The 15,854-nt window shown below is 58.4% G+C and carries 21 protein-coding genes; 12 read left to right on the forward strand and 9 right to left on the reverse strand.

Annotated features, from left to right (window positions below; all coding sequences use genetic code 11):
• Positions 1 to 83 precede the first annotated feature (83 nt).
• Complete coding sequence (locus tag ACNR9W_RS18550) at positions 84 to 431, reverse strand: hypothetical protein (RefSeq protein WP_419271595.1); 348 nt, start codon at positions 429 to 431, stop codon at positions 84 to 86.
• Positions 432 to 729: 298 nt separating this feature from the next.
• On the opposite strand from ACNR9W_RS18550, the gene ACNR9W_RS18555 reads away from it, so the two are divergent.
• The 4 genes from ACNR9W_RS18555 (at position 730) to ACNR9W_RS18570 (ending at position 3,348) form a co-directional block, all read left to right on the forward strand.
• The gene (locus ACNR9W_RS18555; RefSeq protein ID WP_458478873.1) at positions 730 to 1,140 is read left to right on the forward strand and encodes a hypothetical protein; all 411 of its coding nucleotides are present in this window, start codon (positions 730 to 732) and stop codon (positions 1,138 to 1,140) included.
• A gap of 115 nt (positions 1,141 to 1,255) precedes the next feature.
• Positions 1,256 to 1,957, forward strand: a complete 702-nt coding sequence (locus ACNR9W_RS18560) for a cytochrome c biogenesis CcdA family protein (RefSeq protein WP_369796074.1) — start codon at positions 1,256 to 1,258, stop codon at positions 1,955 to 1,957.
• A gap of 4 nt (positions 1,958 to 1,961) precedes the next feature.
• Positions 1,962 to 2,576: a class I SAM-dependent methyltransferase gene (locus tag ACNR9W_RS18565; RefSeq protein ID WP_099278771.1), complete on the forward strand. Its 615-nt coding sequence runs from the start codon at positions 1,962 to 1,964 to the stop codon at positions 2,574 to 2,576.
• A 112-nt stretch (positions 2,577 to 2,688) separates the two neighbouring features.
• Positions 2,689 to 3,348: a cation diffusion facilitator family transporter gene (locus ACNR9W_RS18570; protein ID WP_082379096.1), complete on the forward strand. Its 660-nt coding sequence runs from the start codon at positions 2,689 to 2,691 to the stop codon at positions 3,346 to 3,348.
• Here the strand turns inward: ACNR9W_RS18570 and ACNR9W_RS18575 are convergent.
• The 3 genes from ACNR9W_RS18575 to ACNR9W_RS18585 are packed head-to-tail and all read right to left on the reverse strand — an operon-like array spanning position 3,332 to position 5,934.
• On the reverse strand, positions 3,332 to 4,579 hold the full coding sequence (locus tag ACNR9W_RS18575; protein WP_047998166.1) for a cytochrome P450: 1,248 nt from the start codon (positions 4,577 to 4,579) through the stop codon (positions 3,332 to 3,334). The two genes, ACNR9W_RS18570 and ACNR9W_RS18575, sit on opposite strands and share 17 nt — an antisense overlap.
• A 3-nt stretch (positions 4,580 to 4,582) precedes the next feature.
• The gene (lspA, locus tag ACNR9W_RS18580) at positions 4,583 to 5,083 is read right to left on the reverse strand and encodes a signal peptidase II (protein ID WP_419271600.1); all 501 of its coding nucleotides are present in this window, start codon (positions 5,081 to 5,083) and stop codon (positions 4,583 to 4,585) included.
• Positions 5,080 to 5,934 carry a cation transporter gene (locus tag ACNR9W_RS18585; RefSeq protein WP_419271602.1) on the reverse strand — a complete coding sequence of 285 codons (855 nt, stop codon included), beginning with the start codon at positions 5,932 to 5,934 and terminating at the stop codon, positions 5,080 to 5,082. Before ACNR9W_RS18585 ends, lspA begins: the two co-directional genes overlap by 4 nt.
• Before the next feature lie 56 nt (positions 5,935 to 5,990).
• On the opposite strand from ACNR9W_RS18585, the gene ACNR9W_RS18590 reads away from it, so the two are divergent.
• The 5 genes from ACNR9W_RS18590 to ACNR9W_RS18610 all read left to right on the forward strand — a co-directional run bounded on the left by ACNR9W_RS18590 (position 5,991) and on the right by ACNR9W_RS18610 (position 8,941).
• Positions 5,991 to 6,335, forward strand: coding sequence for an ArsR/SmtB family transcription factor (locus ACNR9W_RS18590; RefSeq protein WP_036708219.1), 345 nt, complete (start codon positions 5,991 to 5,993; stop codon positions 6,333 to 6,335).
• Between the two features lie 56 nt (positions 6,336 to 6,391).
• Positions 6,392 to 6,520, forward strand: a complete 129-nt coding sequence (locus ACNR9W_RS18595; protein WP_164194636.1) for a multicopper oxidase domain-containing protein — start codon at positions 6,392 to 6,394, stop codon at positions 6,518 to 6,520.
• A 955-nt stretch (positions 6,521 to 7,475) separates the two neighbouring features.
• Positions 7,476 to 7,697, forward strand: a complete 222-nt coding sequence (locus ACNR9W_RS18600; RefSeq protein ID WP_458478876.1) for a hypothetical protein — start codon at positions 7,476 to 7,478, stop codon at positions 7,695 to 7,697.
• Entirely contained in the window at positions 7,663 to 8,007 is a 345-nt protein-coding gene (locus ACNR9W_RS18605) for a hypothetical protein (protein ID WP_419271309.1), read from the forward strand. Before ACNR9W_RS18600 ends, ACNR9W_RS18605 begins: the two co-directional genes overlap by 35 nt.
• A gap of 406 nt (positions 8,008 to 8,413) precedes the next feature.
• A complete protein-coding gene (locus tag ACNR9W_RS18610; RefSeq protein WP_419271310.1) occupies positions 8,414 to 8,941 on the forward strand; it encodes a thermonuclease family protein in 528 nt (175 codons plus the stop codon).
• 259 nt (positions 8,942 to 9,200) lie between these two features.
• Here ACNR9W_RS18610 and ACNR9W_RS18615 read toward each other — a convergent pair whose 3' ends face one another.
• From ACNR9W_RS18615 to ACNR9W_RS18635, 5 genes are all read right to left on the reverse strand, one after another.
• A complete protein-coding gene (locus tag ACNR9W_RS18615; protein ID WP_419271311.1) occupies positions 9,201 to 9,626 on the reverse strand; it encodes a type II toxin-antitoxin system VapC family toxin in 426 nt (141 codons plus the stop codon).
• A complete protein-coding gene (locus tag ACNR9W_RS18620) occupies positions 9,626 to 9,874 on the reverse strand; it encodes a type II toxin-antitoxin system VapB family antitoxin (RefSeq protein WP_394227687.1) in 249 nt (82 codons plus the stop codon). Before ACNR9W_RS18620 ends, ACNR9W_RS18615 begins: the two co-directional genes overlap by 1 nt.
• Before the next feature lie 90 nt (positions 9,875 to 9,964).
• Positions 9,965 to 10,384 carry a hypothetical protein gene (locus tag ACNR9W_RS18625; protein ID WP_419271312.1) on the reverse strand — a complete coding sequence of 140 codons (420 nt, stop codon included), beginning with the start codon at positions 10,382 to 10,384 and terminating at the stop codon, positions 9,965 to 9,967.
• 31 nt (positions 10,385 to 10,415) lie between these two features.
• Positions 10,416 to 11,075 carry a hypothetical protein gene (locus ACNR9W_RS18630; RefSeq protein ID WP_458478879.1) on the reverse strand — a complete coding sequence of 220 codons (660 nt, stop codon included), beginning with the start codon at positions 11,073 to 11,075 and terminating at the stop codon, positions 10,416 to 10,418.
• 40 nt (positions 11,076 to 11,115) lie between these two features.
• Positions 11,116 to 11,835, reverse strand: a complete 720-nt coding sequence (locus tag ACNR9W_RS18635) for a ParA family protein (protein WP_419271314.1) — start codon at positions 11,833 to 11,835, stop codon at positions 11,116 to 11,118.
• Between the two features lie 326 nt (positions 11,836 to 12,161).
• Here ACNR9W_RS18635 and ACNR9W_RS18640 point away from each other — a divergent pair, with 326 nt between their 5' ends.
• From ACNR9W_RS18640 to ACNR9W_RS18650, 3 genes are all read left to right on the forward strand, one after another.
• Positions 12,162 to 12,527 (forward strand): hypothetical protein, encoded by a 366-nt coding sequence (locus ACNR9W_RS18640; RefSeq protein WP_419271315.1) that lies wholly within the window; start codon positions 12,162 to 12,164, stop codon positions 12,525 to 12,527.
• 368 nt (positions 12,528 to 12,895) lie between these two features.
• A complete protein-coding gene (gene mobC / locus ACNR9W_RS18645) occupies positions 12,896 to 13,474 on the forward strand; it encodes a plasmid mobilization relaxosome protein MobC (protein ID WP_419271316.1) in 579 nt (192 codons plus the stop codon).
• 140 nt (positions 13,475 to 13,614) lie between these two features.
• A complete protein-coding gene (locus ACNR9W_RS18650; protein ID WP_419271317.1) occupies positions 13,615 to 15,843 on the forward strand; it encodes a relaxase/mobilization nuclease domain-containing protein in 2,229 nt (742 codons plus the stop codon).
• Positions 15,844 to 15,854 lie beyond the last annotated feature (11 nt).

Genomic DNA, 15,854 nt, shown 5'->3' on the forward strand with positions numbered 1-15,854 from the left:
GGGGATAATAATAACAGTAATAATGATAAACAATGCCCCGGCATATCTAATATCATTACGAATCCCAAGAAGGAAAGGCAATTCTATTCGTCTATCTTTTTTCTCGATCTGAAAAAGATAAGATCCATACAAAGATAAAGACGTCGCAAAAATAAGGCGAAAAAGATGCACGCTAGATAAATCATTGCCGTTGCTAGGGAGTGCAGAAATGATATATTGTAAGCATGATTAGTGCCCAGAATATATGAAATATCAAAGGTTGGCCACCGGGGGATAAGGTTTAAGTAACTGCCGCTGCCCAAAGTTGTGAATAAAGTATAAGTTGCTGCTCCAATTATCGCCGTAAGACCTGAGCCATTGCTCGATTCAAAAGCATCGAAGTATTTTTCTAACGATGTTTTCTCTATAACCAATTCTTCTTTATCAGTCATTTTTCCTCCAATTTTTTCACTTCTCCTGTTTCTCCTAACTTTTCAACGAAAGCTATCATAATATAGCGCGTCCCGTCCTATGGCCGGGACCGCGCTTATCTAATGACGACGGTGGGTTCTGCTTACAAAGTAGAGCCACCGACCGGCACGGCATTTATGCCGGTCGGTGGCGAGGTCGGATCGTGAGCGCGCTGGTTGCATCGGACCGTCCTAGAGTGTGATCGCCTCGCCCTTTCGAACTGGCCTGAACGGATACGAGGGGATCGTGCCCCGCATGATAAGCAGAGGACAGAGAAAGATGGGTGATGAAACGGTTGGTGTTGATATCGCGAAGCTGCATTTCGACGTTCACAGTTACCCCGGCGGCGGATGTGGGCGGTTCCAGAATACGGATAAGGGGCGAAGGTCTTTCCTCAAATGGCTGAAGAGCCGACAATCGGTCATGGTCGTGTTTGAACCGACCGGACCGTACCACAAGGCTCTGGAACCTGTGCGCCGCTTCTACCGAGAGACCGGCATTCGCAACCTCGATCTCTATATCGCGGAGGATACGCGCGCGATGCTGGCCTTGGCCGTGGTGGGCCTGCCGACAACGATTCTGATCGACCGCATTGGGCGCGAGCGCGGGCGCCTCGCAGGCCCGGCCGAATGGAACAGCCCCGAAGCCGTTGCGCAGATAAGCGCTCTTATTGACGAACGTAAGCAATAGGACATGGAAAAGCACGACGACCGCGCCAGCCGTTCCGCTCCGTGCGCACACGTGGTGGCGGTCTACCGATCAGTTTGGAGATGTGGATTTGATTGAACTTTCCGCTCTTGGACTAATGGCGGCATTGCTGGCCGGTGCCGTTTCCTTTCTGTCGCCCTGCGTGCTGCCGCTCGTGCCCGGCTACGTATCCTACGTTGCCGGACGTACGGTCACCGGCAGTGCAGCGCCTTCGAAGGGGCGGGCCGTCTGGCTCAGCTTCTGTTTCGTCCTTGGCTTCTCCACGATATTTATCGCGCTTGGGGCCTCTGCCACCGCGCTCGGTCAGGCGCTGCTGCAGTGGCGCTACGAACTCAACCTCGTCGGCGGCGCGATCGTGATCCTATTCGGTCTGTTCATGATCGGGGCAGCGCGCCTGTCGGCCATGGAGCGCGACCTGCGTTTTCATCTCGACCTGCCGGGCGGGCAACCGGTCGCCTCCTACGTGCTCGGACTCGCCTTCGGTTTCGGCTGGACACCGTGCATCGGGCCGATCCTCGGCGCCATCCTAACCGCCAGCGCGACAAGCGCGACGATTGGCGAGGGCGTCGCATTGCTTGCCTTCTACTCGGCCGGCCTTGGGATCCCGTTTCTGGTCGTCGCGGGGTTCACCGACAGTATTGCCGGCAGGCTGCGCGGCATCGGTCGTTGGGGTCGCCGCCTGCATCAGGCTGCGGGCGGCGTCATGATCCTGATGGGTTTGGCGATGATGACCGGGCGGTTGAGCGCACTGGCCTACTGGCTGCTGGACACCTTCCCTGTCCTTGCGCGGATCGGGTGAACAGATGCGACTGTACGAGAAACATATCCTCCCTCGGCTGACGCATCTGGCGATGGGCCAGGATCAACTTCTTCCCTACCGGCGCCGCGCCGCCTCCGGGCTGCATGGACGTGTGCTGGAGATCGGGATCGGCTCGGGCCTGAACCTTGCGCTCTACCCCGAGGCCGTGCGTCAGATCATCGGTGTTGACCCGTCGCCCGAACTCCTCTCTCGGGCCGCGCAAACCTCCCATGGCCTGATGCCCGCGGCCGAGATGATCGAGGGCGTGGCCGAAGCATTGCCGCTGGAGGATCGCAGCGTCGACTGCGTCGTCGCCACCTGGGCGCTCTGCAGCGTGTCGGAGCCGGAGAAGGCGCTCGCCGAGATCCGGCGCGTTCTCAAGCCGGACGGCATCTTCCGCTTCGTCGAGCATGGTTTGGCGCCGGAAGCCCGTGTCCGGCGCTGGCAGCGCTGGCTCACGCCTGCCTGGAAGCGTTGCGCCGGGAACTGTCACCTTGACCGCCCGACGAACGCCCTTGTCGAGAAGAGCGGGTTTCGGATCGAGCGGCTCGACACCGGCTACGCGACAGGTCCGAGGCCATTCGTATTCATGTATGAGGGGCAAGCTCGCCTCTACTAAGGAAGCTTGGAAAAAGAACAACATCGGCTTTCGATTCGTGGCGCAACACTAATGGCAAGGCAATCAATTCCCGCCTCGAACTTTTGCTGCAGGCTCCGCATTATGAGGTATTATGAGTAGTCAGAAAGATAACCGGCAGGCCAATCTGACGCGCGGCATCCGCGTCGAGATCGCCAGCCTCGTCTACAACATCATCGAGGTCGTCGTATCCGTCACCGTGGGACTTCTGACCGGCAGCGCGGCACTGGTAAGCTGGGGTCTCGACAGCACGGTCGAAGCCACCTCAGCCGCGACGCTTATCTGGCGCTTGAAGGGGGAGAAGGACGGTGCCGGCAAGCGCACGGTCCTGCACCGCAAGAAGGTCGCGCTCTACGTGGTTGCCTGTGCCTTCTGGATCGTCGTCGCGGCGATCCTCTACGAGGCGGTCTCCGCCTTCATTTCGCAGAAGGCGCCGGGCTTCAACTGGTGGGGTATCGCGATTCTGGGTGCTTCGCTCGTGGTCAACCCGTTCCTCGCCTGGGGCAAGTATCGCTATGGCAAACGGCTCGATGCGCCCGCCCTGAAGTACGATGCCAAGGACACCATGATCTGCCAGTATCAGACAATCGTGGTGTTGGCCGGGATCGGTCTGACGCAATGGATGGGCTGGTGGTGGGCCGACCCGGTCGCGGCGCTTCTGATCGTGCCCTACGTTGCGTGGGAAGCGTTTGAGGCCACCAAGGATGCGCGGTCGGTCGAGCCGGAGGAGGCCGACGCTACTGCCGACGCCTGACGTTGCGCATGATGAACCGGGATTTAGGCATGGGCGGCAGTTCTTCGGTTTCCAGATCCAGATCCTGATCTGGCACTTCGTAGTCGATGGCGTTCACGAAGAAACTGCAAAACGCCTTCATCTGGCTGATCGCGATCCATTCGCCCGGACAACGGTGGTTCCTGTGGTGATCACCACCGCCCTGCGGAATGAAGTCGTAGGGGGTGACCTCCCGATCGTGAAACCGCTCGGGCCGGAACTCTTGCGGCGCGTCCCACGAGCGAGCGTCGGTATTTGTGCCGTAGAGGTCGAGCAGAACCCTGTACCCTTTGGAAAAGCGATATCCGCGCCACTCGAAATCACTCTTCACCCGTGCCGCGACCGCGGGAAAGAACGGATACAGACGGCGGACCTCTTGCACGAAAGGTTCGAGCTGTCCCTCGTCGTCCTTCAGCTTTTGCCGCCACTCGGGATGCCGATGCAGGGCATGCGCCGCCTGGGCGATGAACGCAGAGACGGCGACGATCGGGCGTACTACGTTCAGAAGCTCCACGGCGGCAACCTTGGAGGTCAGCAGCTCCCCATTCAGATCGCGCCACGTCGCGACGACATGGGCGGCGCTTTCCTGTCCTGTCTGAAGGCTTCCGTCGCGCAGCCGTTCAATAATCCCGGCTGTCCAACGCTCTGCGCGATGCCGCGCCAGACGCGCACCCCAGTGCTTCCAGCCGACCGCCCCGGCGTCTTGGAAGAGCGCCGTCATCTGCGCCGTCCGCGTCTCGACCTCCGCTTCGGGAAGCGGCACGCCCGACCAGGCGCAGGCAGCTCTGGTGAGGATTTCGCGCACTTCGTCGTAGAGAACGACCTTCTCCGCCGCTTGCCAGTCCCGTGCGTAGCGGTCCAGCAGGTCCCGCGTCGTGTTTTCGAGAGCTTCGATCCGCTCCGACGCCATGAGTGACATAAACATCCGCTTCCGATGACGGTGGGCCTCGCCATCGAGCCCCTGGATGCCCTTTTCGCCGAGCAGGGTTCTCTGGATACGCTTCGGCATCGAGCCTGCGCGCACGAGCCCATCCTCGGAATAGAAGACCTCCGCAGCTGCGGCACCAGTCATGCAGATCGTCTTTTGAAAGAGGATGCGGGTCTCGAACAGGTCGCCCTCAAGATCGCGGCATGTGTCCGGAATGAACTCATATGGGTTGCGCAGCAGGGCAAGCGTGCTGTCGATGCCCTTTGCGGATGGAATGCTGGACATCGATTATTTCCCCGTAACGTTTTCTTCTCGGTGGTTACGTTCGGGCTTGTTCTGCGCCGAGCGGAAGCTGTCCCAGAACAGCAGGGCCGCACCGCAGAAAATCGCCACATCCGCAAGATTGAAGGACGGCCAGTGGTATGTTCCGTAATGGAAATCCAGAAAATCCGGGACGGCCTGATAACGCAGCCGGTCGAGGACATTGCCGAACGCGCCGCCGATGATCAGACCGAGAGCGGCAGCCGTCAGCCTGTCCGGCGCGCGCCACAACCAGATCAGCAGCCATGCCACGATCACGCCAGCAAGCGCGATGAGACCCCACCAAGGCACGATCCCGCCCAGCATACCGAAGCTGACTCCATCGTTCAGAACCCGCACGAGATTGAGAAAGGGTAGAACCTCGACGCCGCGCTCAAGCGCCGGTGTGTTCAGCGCAAGCGCCTTGGTACCCTGATCGAGGCCGAACGCCGCGATCGCGCAGAGCCCGCCCAGAACGCGGCTGTTCATGCCGCTGCCTTCAGATCGGCCCGCGCATCGCGGATGATTGCCCAAGACGAGTGCAGGAACAGTCCGGCGATGCCGAAGGCGACGATGAGGTCCGGCCAGGCGCTGCCCAGCCACGCCACGAGACCGGCGGCAACGACAACCGCCGCATTGCCGATGGCGTCGTTGCGCGAGAATAGCCAGACGGCCCGCATGTTCGCGTCGCCCTTGCGGAACCGCAGCAGCGGCAGAACGGAGATGACGTTGACGACAAGGGCGATCATGCCAAGCAGGCCCATTAGACCTGCATCCGGCGTCGTCCGTTCGAAGACTCGCACGATGGTCGTGCCGAGGACGCCAAGGCCGAGCAGGCCGAGGAAGATGCCTTGGATCAAGGCCGACCGTGCCCGCCAGGCGAGGCTCCAGCCGATGGCCAGCAGGCCAAGGAAGGTGATCGCGCCGTCGCCGATGAAATCGAGCGCATCGGCCTTCACGGCCTGTGACCCGGCGATGAACCCGCCGATCATTTCAACGATACCGTAACCCACGTTCAGGATCACGACGATCCAGAGCGCGCGTCGGTAGGCCGGATCCTGATGGGCGGGATTCGGCGGAATGTCTCCATCGCCTTCGATCCGGTCGAAGCCGTAGCCGGTCACCGCAACGGCCTTTTCGATGTCCGGCAGGCGCGCTTCGGGGGCGCTCAGTGTCATGATGTGCGTCGCCGCCGACACCTTCACATCGTCAGCCGCGACTCCGGCCGACTGCGCCGCCCGCTCGATCTGCGCGGCATCCTTCGCGCAGTCCATACCGGAAACCCGGTAACGGACGGGCGGAACATCTGCCGTCGGTCCGGCACTTTCGGTGTTGGCCATGGTCGCGCTATTCCTGCTAGAATGAATTGAAGGACAACGTATCAGCGAGGAGTGATATGGCCCAAATCGTCGATGACCGCAAGAGCGCGACCATCGAGCGACGGGCGAAGCTGTTCCGCGGCTTCGCGGACCCGAGCCGCCTGGCCATCCTCGGTGCACTTTGCAACGAGCCATTGGCCGTTCACGAGATCGTCGAGCGGACCGAACTATCGCAACCCAACGTCTCCAACCATCTGAGGTGCCTGCTGGACTGCGGGCTTGTCGCCAGCGACCGCGAAGGGCGCTTCATCCGTTACCGTATCAGCAACCCGCGCATCACGGTCCTTCTGAACGATGTGGACGCACTTCTCGACGTGGTCGCAAAGGGTGTTGAGGCGTGTGACAATTATCGTGAGGCGTGAGTCAGAACGGACGGCCGGTCGACTCGGCGCAGATCGGTTGGAAAGATGTTGTCCGTGTGCAGGGTCCGACCGGAATCCTGCTGAGGTTCGACAAGCTGGCTTCGGAAGAGACACCATTCATGTATCACTGCCACATCCTCGAACACGAGGATGCGGGCATGATGGGGCAGTTTACGGTCACATAACAGGACCCCACCCGCTCGACACCGGGCGTCGTCAAGAGCTTACGTCTTCTTGCGGCGTTCTATCAGGTGCCGGTGTCGCCTTGTTGAAACGCATTACGGAGTATGTCTAGACCCGAACGGAGAACACCTCGCTAAGCTGCGGGTCCGCCGAAGCGGCCGTCCAGTCGCTCGGCAGCATTCGTCAAAAAGGGCTCTATACGGTCATTCGCTGCGCCACGCGCGAACGGCTGCTTTAGCCGAGAAAGACTGTTTCTGATGCTTGACGAACAACGGATACTCTAGGCTCCTGCCGGCAAGAGCCGGCCTGCGCCCCGAGCCTATGCCCCTGCCCTTCCTTTGCGCCTGGTCCTGCCCGCTTGTCTCGTTCCGAGCCTGCCCGTGCAGGGGCGCAATAGTCAGGCCAGCGGCATAGTCTCGGCCCTTCGGGTCACGATCGCTCGCGCAAGGCCGGACCTTCCCACAGGGCGGCTCGCTTCCCTTCGCTCTGTGATGGCGCGTCCAGCTCGCCACCCTGCAAGGCCCGCCGCGAAGCGCGGCAGGCTGGATAGCTCCGGCCTAAGATAGAGGATTAAGAAAGCCCGGCTGGTCGCCGGACTTGTGTTTGATCCTGCGGACGGGCCAGGGGATCGACGCGGGCCAAGGCCCGCGCTCACCCCCATCCCGACGATTTTTCATTCCATATCCGCCAACAGACCTGATCGGCCCTGTCAAAAGACAAGCGCCGCCTGCGGCGTCGTCTCCACCGGGGGCCGTGTCCTCGCCTTCGGCTGCGGGCCGCACCACCCCCCGGCTCCGATCCTTTGACAGAACCGCCCAGGCCCGTTTGTCGGGCTTCGCCCTCCTCACTCTGTTCCGCCGAATACATGCGTATTCGTCAGACCAGACCGACGAGGCGCAGCCCATCGGCGGAAGGAGGCACCAAGCCCCAACGCCATCGCCACGAAAAGGAAACGACATGACTACTTATCGCTTGGGTTCTTCCCCCGCCGTCCACACCCCCGGAATTCTTGCATGGGCCATCAACGGCTATGCGTTTCAACAGGATCGTCAGCGGCTGCTCGATCTGTTCTGCACGACCTTTTCGAGCGTCCCGTCCAACGCCTTCGAGAGCCTGTTGAGCAAGGCCGTGCCGTACACGGTCGATGGTGAAACTGTCGTTTTCACCGTGGAGGGCTGAAGATATGTCCGCACAGCCCTACAAGACATGGCGTTTGTTCGATTGTTCCGCCGACGCCATTGCCTTCCGCGGAGAGCATGGCACCGGAGGCTGGATTTTTGTCATTTCCGACAGTGACGAAGCCGTGCTTTTTCCTTGGCAGATGACCCCTAGAGACATTTTCGAGTCCGTCTTTGTCGCGCATCGCGAGGGGTGGTTGATCGGAGCTGACAACAAGCGTCGGCCTGACCGTGAAATGCGGGACCTTCCGAACGCCACGCCTTTGTTGGGTCGGATTGTGCGCCGCAGTCCGCAAGCCACTGCCTCCTAGTCATTCAGGCAATTCAGTCAGCCCGCAAAAGGCGCGGGCTGACGCTTCCCGAAATGGGGCCGCGAGAGGATAAACAGATGAGCAAAATGATTTTGGAACAGCGTCTTGCAGAAGCGTGGGCGCTTGTCAGGAAGGGCGATACCTTTGGTATCGGACTCCGCTTCCTGACGCAGCATGGGGCCGGTTGAAAACCCCCCCGCCTCGTCCTGCCCTCACAGCCGGGCGAGGCATCTAACACCTAAGTACCCGTGCAGGGTCGAGCAAGCCGAGCGGTTGCCCCTTTCGCACAGGATCATGTAATTCCCGCGAACCCAATTTTTGTGTTCGTAATTCAGAAGTCTGTTGGCCCCTTATGCGAAAACGCCCCATCCGTAATCCCCTGCGCCGTCGTTTGCGCCGGTCTGCCTTGCCGATCCTGGCCGCACTGGCTGCGCTGGCCGTCATGTCTCAGGGTGACTATGGCGATTTGCTGGACGATCTGACCGGCAAGGCAGACCGGCGCAGCGCCCCTGCTGCTGACGGATCGCGAGTAATCGAGGGCATTCCGCGCATTGTGGATGCAGATACCTTTGTCATCAGCCTCAAAACTATCCGACTGCATGGAGTTGACGCGCCGGAAGCCGATCAGCTTTGCCATGATCGTTCCAGCCGGTCATACCGTTGCGGCGACATGGCGACACGCTGGCTAACAGAGTGGATTGGCGATCAGCCCGTCCGATGTGAACAGCGTGATATGGATCGCTACGGGCGGGTGATTGGGCAGTGCTTTGTCGGGGATGAGGATATGAACGCCGCGCTCGTTTACTCGGGCCAGGCCGTCGCCTATCGCCAGTATAGCGGCGAATACATCGCCGCCGAGAATGCTGCCCGCAGAGCCAGGCGCGGCATTTGGGAGGGGAGTTTTGACATGCCGTGGGACTGGCGCCGCAGGTAGCGCGTGTCCCGCGAGGTTGACGCATTGCGACAAATCACGCATTGCTGACACCAGACAGTTTTCCTCGTGGCGAGGAAACAACTTGCCGCCCCTTACGGGGCGGCTTTTTTCTTTTTGGGTACCAGTGTTCTTGCCAGTGCGAGGGCGGTTTTCCACCCTGGCCCTTGGGCCAGGGCTTGCAGCCGCCGAGCCGGACGCGCCTTCATGGAGCGAAGGGAGGCGAGGCGGCTGTGGTAAACCGCTGGCGCGGCCGATGTGGTTAGGCAAGATCCGTGTGGGAGAAGTCATTGCCTTTGTAGAGCAAGGGCACGGCATGGGATTTGGCACACGCGTAAGACAGTGCGTCACCCATGTTTAGCTGCGCCGGATGCCCGACTAGCTTCCCATAGGTCGCAAGCGCCTCGATCGCCGCATTTCCCATGGCTGACGAAATCATCATTTCCTGTGCCTGGATGGCTTCAAGCAAATCGTTGACCAGCTCTGCGGCAATCTTAAAATCGTCGGCCGTCGCCGGGCCTGCGCTGCGCGCGTCCCGACGTGTCCGGGCAATGGCAAGGGTGGCTTCAAGCCGAACGACTGGCGACATGCGGAGCTTCCCACGCGCCGCCTCCATCGCCTTCAATAATGCTGGAGCGTCTGGTTCATTTCTCAGGATGGCGACAAGGGCGCTTGCATCAACGAACATCAGGCTTCATCGCCCCACATTGCGTCCATGAAAGCTTTGTCATCGGCACTGTCTGCCACGATGCCCAAAGCCGCTGCGCGGTTCTGGATACTGGCGACTCGATCAGCGAGGCTTTCCTTTTGCGACAATGCAGAAATTTGTGCGGCCAGTGCTTGGCGCACGGCTTCGCTCTTGTTCCTCACCCCAGTTAAAGCGCAGTATTTCGCTACAAGGTCGTCAATTTCATCGCCTTTGATGAGCATTGTCATAAGTATATCCCTGAGTGTATTACCTATATATATCACAAGGTATATACTGGTACAAGACAGGCTATAACCCTGCTGGCTTACAGCGTCGTCCTATCGGGCTGTGCAGACATTCGCGATGCGTTCTGCTTGAAGTTGGGCAGCGACTTCACCGACAGCGACGTTGACCCCCCTGCCCCCGAACAGCATGTCCATAGCTGTATTCCAGTTCTCGACATTGCCAGTTGGAACGGCGGCGGCCCCGATGATCGGAAGGTTCACGGTATCATCACCCCCCGAAACTGTCAGTTCGCCAGTTTCGACACGTTGGCCGCGCCGTTCGACAAAGAGGTAGTTTTGCGGCGGTGAAAATGCCCCCTCGGGATCGCATACGACTGTCATGCGAAGATCATTGGCAGCGAGGCGATGAACTACGAGGCTCTTGTCCTTTGTCACGTCCCATTGTTCGGCGCCCGCTGGCACGGCGGCTGCAGCAAATAGTGCGGCAATGGCAATCAGGGCCGAGTTTGACATTTTTCTTTGCTCCTTGAGGATACGGCAAGCATCACTGAGCTTTCGTCAGCTCAGAAATGATGCGTCGGGCACTGCGATTAAATGCGTGTTGAACAGCATTATAGGCGATTTCACCGGGCTGTTTTGCACCGAGGGGATCAAGTTTCTTCGACCATTTGTTGAGCAAGGACGAGGACAGCTTGCACTTCACCCGCAGAGTATAGTCGATCGGGCGTGAGCGAGTAGGCGCAGGCCATAGCGGTTTGGCTTCAAAATCAGCATCCGTGACGATCATCTTGCGGGCTGCAACGCCGACCAAATCAGGAAGAGAGGCCCCCGTTGCTTGGCAACATTTTTCCGCCAGTTCCCTCACCCTGGGCTCAAAACCCAATCGGATTGTGACGAACTGCGTGTCTGCTGCCGCCGTGGGGGCGGCATGACGAGTCATTTCTTCGGGCGCTGATGGGGTATCCCCCTGCCCTCTCGTCAGACTGCGCCTTGAGCTGGTATGTTCACCCTTGCGGGTCTGCTTGTCTTGCGGCTCTTCAACCACTGCCGGCGCATGTTCTGGCTTCTGTTCGATGGCTTCAGCTTTCTCTTGCTCTGGCAAGGGTCGAGTAGAAGCATTGGCTTCACCATCTATCTCGCTCTTTGTGCTGACCTTCTCGAAGCTAGGTGGGTCAGGCAACTTAGTGCCTTCTTTAAGCTGCAAGCCACGTCGAGGGGAGCGATCCGTGCGGGGGGGCGGCAGACTAGCCATTGACGGTAACCTCCTCAACTGCGGTTAGTAGTTCTTTCGCCTCGTCCATTGCCTGCGTCATATATTTTGGCATGACTTTCCCAACCGATGTTGCTTCGACGCGTTTAGCGTATTCCCCCAAAAGAATGCCCTGATCAGTCTGGTTATACACATTGCGCTCTTGCAGGTAGAAGCGCAGCATTCTGTCATGGCTTGCAATTTCATCAAACAGATCACGAAGCGAAGCAGGATATTTGACGCCTGGCTTGATCTGATTCAGCAAGAACATAATTGGCGGCAACTTTGACGGGTCAACTACGGCATCACGCAAAGCAACATATCGTTTGTAGGTTTCCAATTGCACCGTAAAATCGGTTTCGGAAACCTTGACGGGTATGATCACCCTATTAGAAAGCTCAATCACATCATCTACCCAATTCACTAGGTCGCCTTGGGTATCAATAATGCAGTAGTCTATATTCCCCATATCATCGGCTTCGATGATATGACGTTCCATTTCTTCAGTGTTGGCACAGTGAAAGGCAGTCACACTTTTTGCCGAGGTCGGATCGTTCCGCATCAGCTTTTGATAAAAGGAGTAAGTACTTTTGTTTGGGTCGCAGTCGAGCATTAAAACGCGCTTACCTTCGAGAACGGCTGCGGATGCAAGAACGCGGGCGACAGTGCTTTTTCCTGCGCCCCCTTTTTGCCCGATCAGTGAAATTACTTTCATCTTCTGTCCCTCACGTCGCTATTTGGTGGCGTTGCGTGATGCCACATCGCCACATTACCGCTTTACCATATCACCGCTTCGCCATGTTGCCATGATGCCGCGTCGCCATGATGCCGCTTCGCCATATCACCATATCGCCATGATGCCGGATAACCATCAAGCCGGAAAGCCGTATCGCCACATCGCCACTTTGCCATGTTGTCATATCGCCACAATGCCGTATCGCCGGAATGCCGCTGCGCCACTTAGCCTAGATGCCACAATGCCGCTTCGCCACTATACCGTATCTCCACAATGCTGCTACGCCGTAGGACCGTAGTGCCGCAATGCCGCTGCGCCGTTTAACCGGAATGCCGCAATGCCGCTGCGCCGTTTTACCGGAATGCCGCAATGCCGCTGCGCCGTTTTACCGGAATGCCGCAATACCGCTGCGCCGTTTTACCGGAATGCCGCAATACCGCTGCGCCGCCTTACCGGAATGCCGCAATGCCGCTGCGCCGCCTTACCGGAATGCCGCAATGCCGCTGCGCCGTTTTACCGGAATGCCGCAATACCGCTGCGCCGCCTTACCGGAATGCCGCAATGCCGCTGCGCCGCCTTACCGGAATGCCGCAATATCGCTGTACCATGTTGCCATTGTGCCGCTTTGCCATGTCGTCATGTTTCGGCTTCTGGTGGTGTGGAGCCCATAATCTGTTGTTGGTTCGGAGCGCCAATCCAACGTACAGCCTGAATGCGCCGTGTGAGCGGAAAGACGCCTTGGCCGCACCCACCCTAGCTGACTGATCCGATGGGGGCACTCAGCGGCGATCCTGTGGCCTCTGAGAAGGCTCTGCGCCTGTTGGGGAGGGTGCGGTTAGCCAATCTCACGCTTTAACCGTGAGGCTGCATGGCGCGATCTGCGATGCATATCGCGGCTTCGGGCTGATCGCCCGAACCTGTCCGCCCTGGGGGCGGCCACCGAAACGGACTTCACCCTAGGGCCTTTCCGCGGGCATTTTCTTGCCAGCGGTGCGGAAACGCCCTAGGGTGAAGGGAAGAATATGGCGGGAAATGTAACATGTTAACTTCGCCACCATCTAAACGGCCCCAAAGGCGTTTAAATGCTGACGAAAAGCGGCAACTGGTGCAGGATTTGGCGAAGAACATCTCGACAGATGAGCTTGCCAAAACCTACGGGATCAGCCGCCGCGCCGTTCAGATGATTGCGGCCAGGCTGCATCGCGATCCGATAGCAAGGATCGAGACAAAGGTTCTTGGTGTTCGCTTGGAAAGCGACGAAATGCGCGCCCTTGATGTTCAAGCGGGGCGGTTCGGCATGACCCGAGCCGCATTTGCAAAGAAGGCTCTGCGTCGTGCTTCGGGCTTTTTTGATCCAGACGATGACCTAATTGAGATCGGAGCCGAGCTATCTAAGGAGGTTCGCCGCGTTGGCAACAACCTAAATCAGCTTGCCTATCACGCTAATCGTAAGGCGCTTGTCTCCGGCAGCGCAGAAATTTCGCCACATGATCTGGCTACAATCGTCGCCATGAGGGATGAGCTTAAGGCTGTATCTGACCTCGTTTCAAAGCTGATTGTAACGAAAGCCCGCCGCCGCAAAGCTCGCCTTGATCAAATTTTGAAGGCGCTGGACTGATGGCACAGCGAAGCAGCATCGTCACCAACTTCCTTGATGATCACCATGTCCGGTCTGGTCGGCGAGTCAAATCTGGGGGCGGGGGCGGCTCCGTCACGCGGCTTCTGAGCAATGTTCGCAAGGCAAACACTCCCCAGGCTGTGTTCAAGATCATCCGCAGCGGAGGGTGCTACAACCGTGCCGACATAAAGGCTCAGATGAATTACGTCCTGGGAAAGTCGGATCACGTTATCGACCCCAGCTACCGGCACGATGGCGGCAAGGAGCTGACAGGTCGCCAGGTTTCACGACTTGCTACCGATTGGTCTGAGGGTTGGCGCGGTAAGATCGAGAACGGGAACTCGATGCACTTGATGATGTCATTTCCCAAAGGGACAGACACCGAGAAGGTTAAAGCCATCACGCGTGGAGTATGTGATGAGCTCATAGGGCAAGGATATGGCCGTTGGAATTATATCGCTGGCATACATACGGATCGTGATCATCCGCACGCCCACATTATTGTAGACCGGCGCAATCAAGAAAATGAGCTTTTCTATCTGGAAAAAGACGGAGAGCTTTCTTATGACCGTTTTAAAGATGCGATGGTCGAATGGGGGCGGGCGGCTGGAGTTGAAATGATCAACACTAGTCGGTTTTCGCGTGGCATTACCGAGGACGCGCTTAGCTCGATAGATTTACGAAAGAGTTTGCGCGGTGAATTGATCGAGCATGGCAAGTCCCCTTATGGTCATGACCCTAAGAATACACCGAGTTATTACGTTAAGCTGGCTACTGAAAATGGTATGAAGGAAATGTGGGGCAGTGGCTTGGGTCGGGCAATGGCCGAGGCAAATGTTGACACAGGACAAACCATTGCAATCACCAATCGAGGGAAAGAAGTTACCAGCTTTACTAATCGTGCCGGTAAGGACGTGGCCTTTACTCGCACGCAATGGGAGGTCCGTGCGATTGGACCTAGCCAGACCCAAGATCGCGCGGCCGAGCGCGTGGACAGCGATTTTATCAAGCAAAGACTGTCCGAGGTTGCAGACACATATCGCAGCCTTGGCAGCATAGCTGACCGACTTGGGAATACCCTTACGGCAAACGCATTGGAGCGCATGGCGCAGCAAATTGAGAAAGGTGAAGACATGAGCGATAGGGCAGGGGCCATTGAGGCCAACCCGGCATTGGAGCGGGACGTCGATCAATTCGAGGCAAAGCTAATAGCATTGCGCTCTACGATCAAAGAAATCGACCGCAGCATAGATCGAGCGCCGCCTGAGCAACGGGCGCAAATGGATAAGGACGTGGATGACATGCTGCGCAGCGTCCGAGAGTTGAATCCTCTTGGGGAGCAGACCCGCACCCTGACTAGCCCTGCATCTGACAGCATCTATGTCGAAAAGGTGGCGCGCGACATGCAACGTGATCTGGCGCCGGGCAGGCTGGAAGCTGCCCTGGAAGGTAGTGGCATTGACCCGCGGGAGGTTTCAGCGCGCATTGAAATGACTGCCACCACGGCGGCGCTGGAAAGCCGGTGGGTTGAGCGAGACTTGCATGCTGTCGCTGACAAGAACGGCTATGACCTTGCGACCAGTGAGGGGCTGGAGAAGGCTCGTGATCATGTCAGCGATATATATGACAGGGTAGAAGACGCGCTACGCGATCAGAGCATTGAGCGCACTGAGGCAGTCGATGTGCACTCGGCTGGCGAGCGTCAGGACTTCAGACGCCTTGTCCAACAGTTCGAACGGACTGATTTCAACTGGCCTTATTCAGAAGACAGCCAAGCGAGACAGCAGGGGCAGAAGGAGGTCGCAGCAGCCAGCGACGCGTTTACTGATTTTGCTGACAGGTCGCGGGGTCATGCGGAGCTTGCCTCCGAGGCATGGGACCGGAACGCAAATGACGCGCGCGGTCCCGAAGGCTATGTGCCTGCGACAGAACGCAGGATGCCTGACGAGGATATTCAGCGAGCGTTCACAGCTATCCAGATGGATCGTGTGCGAGAGCAAGAGGAACGTGCAGCACAGAGTCAGGAGCGCGATAAAGCCGCCGCACTCGATGAAGCCAAGCAACTTGCGGCAAGAGGTGGCAACATGACTTTTGACGAGTCGCGCCGGCTTGTCGATGCAGTCGAACGTGCGCTTGGGCAGGATGCGGTTCATGACATGCAGAACGGAAGAGCGCCCGACATTCCAGGAATGGGCACGGCTCAGCGGCATGACTTTGCCATCGCTTACCTGAAGGCTGACCAGAATATCGGTAGCAGCCGTGATCACTCCCAAGCAGTCGCGCAACACAATGTTGCGGCCGTCAAGCATGAGCAAGCCCTCCGTCATGAGCGGCGTGGTCATGAGCAAGACGGTCACGATTTTGGATAAGGAGTAATCCC

Source organism: Paracoccus sp. T5 (assembly GCF_048538155.2).
In the GTDB taxonomy this organism is placed as follows: domain Bacteria; phylum Pseudomonadota; class Alphaproteobacteria; order Rhodobacterales; family Rhodobacteraceae; genus Paracoccus.